Origin of the sequence: Actinomadura rugatobispora (assembly GCF_042656285.1) — a bacterium.
GTDB classification, from domain to species: Bacteria; Actinomycetota; Actinomycetes; order Streptosporangiales; family Streptosporangiaceae; genus Spirillospora; species Spirillospora rugatobispora.
Window position 1 is genome coordinate 1 of record NZ_JBHSON010000293.1, and the last position, 620, is coordinate 620.

The window sequence follows — 620 nt, forward strand, 5'->3', positions numbered from 1 at the left end:
GTATTGGGTGCGCAGACGCACCACGTCAAATGAGAACTTCACTAACAATAACGCACCTAAAACGGCATACAGCGCGCTGACCATACGAAAACTCCCTTTAACTCTGGCAGATGGCTCCGGATATGATAGCAGGATATCAGAAAAGAGAAGATTGCTGCGGAATCGACGGCGCATTTCCTGCCGCCGGCAGGGCAGCGCGCAGGTCACCCCACAGGGTATCCACCAGCGCCGGGGCGAAAGCAATGTCCGGGGTATGCAGGAACAACCACGGGGTCCCCGACTGATGCCACTTCGCCAGGGTCTGAAGCCAGACGCGAAACAGTTCCCGGTTATGGGCCATATCGTCACCGCCGATAAAGCGCACCATTGGCTGCCGGGCGGTCATCACCGCATGTACCGGCACCTTCGGTTTCTTTTGTTGGGCATCGATCATCGCCGGACTGGTGGCCGCAGCGCTATGGACCGGGCGGCTGTCGAGGATCACGCGGTTGACGTTACGCTCGTGCAGCCCGCGGTTGAGCTGCTGTTCTGCTTCCCCTTTGGCGAAAAACTCGGGATGACGAACTTCGACGCCGTAGGTGAAATCCTTCGGCAGTCCGTCGAGAAAATGCCATAGCGCG

The 620-nt window shown here is 58.4% G+C and carries 1 protein-coding gene; it reads right to left on the minus strand.

Annotated features, from left to right (window positions below; translation table 11 throughout):
* Window positions 1-136: 136 nt before the first annotated feature.
* Window positions 137-620: DUF72 domain-containing protein (locus tag ACFPZN_RS56450; protein WP_378293729.1), on the minus strand; the 484-nt coding region annotated here is incomplete at its 5' end.